Consider the following 3,287-nt stretch of genomic DNA (forward strand, 5'->3'; position numbering starts at 1 on the left):
GGCTACGATGTGTATTACGAACCGCAATCGGCTGAAACTCACGCTCGCTTCATTGAAGGCATGCAACAAGCCACCAAAATGGCAGAACGTGCAGGCATCATGTTAGGTGTAGAGATCATGGATACTCCGTACCTCAATTCATTAAGTAAGTTTGAAGTGCTTAAGCGCGAGATCCCATCACCTTACTTCATGGCTTACCCAGATGTCGGTAATATTTCTGGTTGGAACTACGACGTGTGTACCGAACTAAAGCTAAGCCGTGATCACCTAGTACAAGTCCACCTTAAAGACACGCTACGAGTTTCAGAGACCTGTAAAGGTCAGTTCAGAGATCTGGTGATTGGTGAAGGCCAAGTCGACTTCCCAGCTATTTTCAAAACACTCGCTGAAATTGATTACAGCGCGCCATTAGTGATTGAAATGTGGGCTCAAAATGACAACTGGTTCGAAGATATCAAACAAGCAAAAGCAACGTTGAAATCTATCGCTAACCAATCTGGCTTTGAACTGTAAGGAAACGACCATGACAATTTTTCGCACCGCTTTTTTTGAAGCCGATTTAACTGAAGAACAAAAGCAAGACTTCTACCAATACATGGAAAACGAAGTCGCGCCTATTATTCGCACATTCCCGAACAACCAAGGGTTAACGCTGAATAAGCCTGAAGCGATTGAAGCTGAAAGCCATAAAAACCTACTGCTGATGATGCAGCACAGTTACGAGAACGAGTCAGCAATGGCTGCTGCTTTAGATTCTGAGCAACGAATCAAAAGTATGCATGCGACCAAAGTGATTATTGAGAAATACAACATTCATGTTCATCACATCAATTTCGTTCGTGATTAACAGCTTAATAGGCAATACACCGTAAAGTCTCAATCGAAAAGCAGAAGATCATCTTCTGCTTTTTTTATCGCTATCAATAAGGAATCACTATGAGAGTATTCCCGTTAAAAGATGCCCCACTGGTCTTACTGTCTCTGATATTTTTTATCTGGGGTTTAATTACCGTTTCAAGTAACTCGCTAATTCCACATTACAAAGAAGCTTTCTCTCTCGACTATAAAATGGCGATGCTATTTCCCATGGCCTTCTTTATCACCCGAATTACGGTGTCGCTTCCAACGTCATTTGTCATGGCAAAAATTGGCTATAGAACTACGCTGAAGTTCTGCTTGATATGGTGCCTTCTGGGCTGTCTAGCCATGGCATATTTAGTGCGAGGAGAAGAGCTTGTTCCAACACTCATTGGGATCTTATTGATGGCCTCAGGTGTGTCAGCAATTCAAGTAGTGAGTTCACCTTACGTATCACTTCTCTCGACACCCGATAAGAGTGTTATACGTCAAAGTGTGGCAACAGCATCTAACTCCGTTGGCACTGTGCTTGGTCCGCTAGTGCTTACCGCTGTCATTCTCGTGGCTACAAGTTTTAACGTCGACAACACCGCCCATCAAGTTTCGTATCTGTTCTTATTCATCGCCCTGTTCTTTTTCGGCTTACTGGTATTTTTTAGCAAAATGACGCTTCCAGATATCAAACCAAAACAGATGACTGGCTTTTGGCGAGGGTTAAGGCTTCTAATTAAAAATCAGCAGTTTATGAAATTAGCGTTGGTACTGTTGCTGTACATCGGTGTAGAGGTCAGTTTTGGTACTTTTACTATTGTGTATCTTGCCGACCAGCAATATGGCGACCTTGGTTTGGTCTTCGCAACACAGATCATCGCTCTTTATTGGGTATTAATGTTTGTTGGAAGAGTGTTATTCGCCAAGTTTGGAAACACTGTAAACAAGCACTATCTCTTCTCACTGTCTTGCGTTATTGCAGCTTTGATTAGTGCCGTTGCGGTCTATCAAAATTATGTTTGGATTGGCTATTTGATGCTTGTCGTAGGGTTATGTAATTCAGCACTCTACCCTATCATTTACGCACAAGCGCTACATGCATCAGGTAAGCAAAACTCACAAGGGGCAGCAATTCTCATTATGTGTTCAATTGGAGGGGTTGTTTTACCATTCGTACAGGCGAGTTTGATTGATGAGCTTTCGCTGAGTACGAGTTATATTGCGCCCGCATTAGCGTATGTATTAATGATGGTTTTGTACTGGTCTAGTTTAAAGCATCGTGTTTAAACTGTTGGTTTAGATAGGTAACTTGGTTTAGTCAATCACTTGATTCAGTAACTAAGTCGATGACTAGAAAGTCGGCCTGATTGGCCTAAAAGTCAGGGTGGAGAAAGGGAAGGTGGAATGGGGAAGGTAAATAAATTTAGTGCTTCTGACGTTAGTTTGAATCAGTGAGTGGCTAATCACCACCACTGATCACACTTAACGCGGGTTATTTAAGAAATTAAACCCAAGCAGAAGCAACAAGTAGGATAATTGCACCCATGATAACGGTAGACTTAGCAAAAAATAGAACTTCATTCATTACTGAAGGTTTTGCTAGTGATGCGTTGTTTTCATTTGTGATTACTGTAGCGTTCATACTGTGTTCTCATCGTTGTGTGATCTAAGGTAAATTTTGCGCCGTTATGTGACCAAAGTCAATAATAACTGTAGTTTTATTACACAATGAAAAATCTATAACTGAAGAGAACTCCAACAACGCAACCTCCCCTGACTCCACGTAGTTTTCCATTAAATCAACATCTATTAGATACAAAAAAGCCCGAAGCCTGATCTACAGAATACTTCGAGCCTTTATACAGCAGTCGATACTCGACTTAATTCAATTGAGCTAACTCCGCTCGCATTGAATCGATAGCTTGTTGATAATCTTCACTATCAAAAATAGCAGAGCCCGCAACGAACATATCGGCACCCGCTTCAGCAATCTCTTTTATGTTGTTAACTTTCACACCACCGTCGACTTCTAAACGAATATTTCGGCCTGATTCATTAATGCGCGATCTGATTGAACGCAGCTTAGTTTCAGAGCTCAGGTCCGCTACCCACTTCCAAACCATTCGCTGGAACAAATTTAGTTATCTGCCCGTTTTCAACCATGTAGCAATCCATGCCTGCCGATGTCGCTGCGTGCTGGCCTATAATCGTATCTTCAAACACCACACAATCGCTCGGTTCAAGCTCTAACTGGCTAGCGACTTTCAGAAAAGTATCCGGGTTAGGTTTGTGATTTTCTACGTCATCTGAAGTCACAATCGTACGTATCATTGATGGGATATCGGTCGTCTTTAAAATCGCCCTTGCATGCTTGGCTTGAGCACCAGTGCCGATGCCTATCTTTTTCAACTGATACTGTTGCTGTAAGAGTGCATAGG

At 42.1% G+C, this 3,287-nt stretch carries 5 protein-coding genes and 1 pseudogene; 3 read left to right on the forward strand and 3 right to left on the reverse strand.

The window, feature by feature from the left end:
- From AB4653_RS09680 to AB4653_RS09690, 3 genes are all read left to right on the forward strand, one after another.
- The coding region (locus AB4653_RS09680) for an L-ribulose-5-phosphate 3-epimerase (RefSeq protein ID WP_372104001.1) at nucleotides 1-513 on the forward strand (513 nt) is incomplete at its 5' end.
- A 10-nt stretch (nucleotides 514-523) separates the two neighbouring features.
- On the forward strand, nucleotides 524-847 hold the full coding sequence (locus AB4653_RS09685) for a hypothetical protein (protein ID WP_009845890.1): 324 nt from the start codon (nucleotides 524-526) through the stop codon (nucleotides 845-847).
- Nucleotides 848-936: 89 nt separating this feature from the next.
- Nucleotides 937-2,136, forward strand: coding sequence for a sugar MFS transporter (locus tag AB4653_RS09690; protein ID WP_009845891.1), 1,200 nt, complete (start codon nucleotides 937-939; stop codon nucleotides 2,134-2,136).
- A 217-nt stretch (nucleotides 2,137-2,353) separates the two neighbouring features.
- Here AB4653_RS09690 and AB4653_RS09695 read toward each other — a convergent pair whose 3' ends face one another.
- From AB4653_RS09695 to AB4653_RS09705, 3 genes and pseudogenes are all read right to left on the reverse strand, one after another.
- Nucleotides 2,354-2,491 (reverse strand): hypothetical protein, encoded by a 138-nt coding sequence (locus AB4653_RS09695; protein ID WP_009845892.1) that lies wholly within the window; start codon nucleotides 2,489-2,491, stop codon nucleotides 2,354-2,356.
- 238 nt (nucleotides 2,492-2,729) lie between these two features.
- Nucleotides 2,730-2,933 (reverse strand): annotated as a pseudogene (locus AB4653_RS09700) (ribulose phosphate epimerase); the annotation flags it as partial.
- A gap of 4 nt (nucleotides 2,934-2,937) precedes the next feature.
- Nucleotides 2,938-3,287 (reverse strand): HAD family hydrolase (locus tag AB4653_RS09705; protein ID WP_372104004.1); only part of this gene is annotated, 350 nt, incomplete at its 5' end.

The organism is Vibrio sp. 10N.222.48.A3 (assembly GCF_041475345.1).
GTDB lineage: Bacteria > Pseudomonadota > Gammaproteobacteria > Enterobacterales > Vibrionaceae > Vibrio > Vibrio tasmaniensis_A.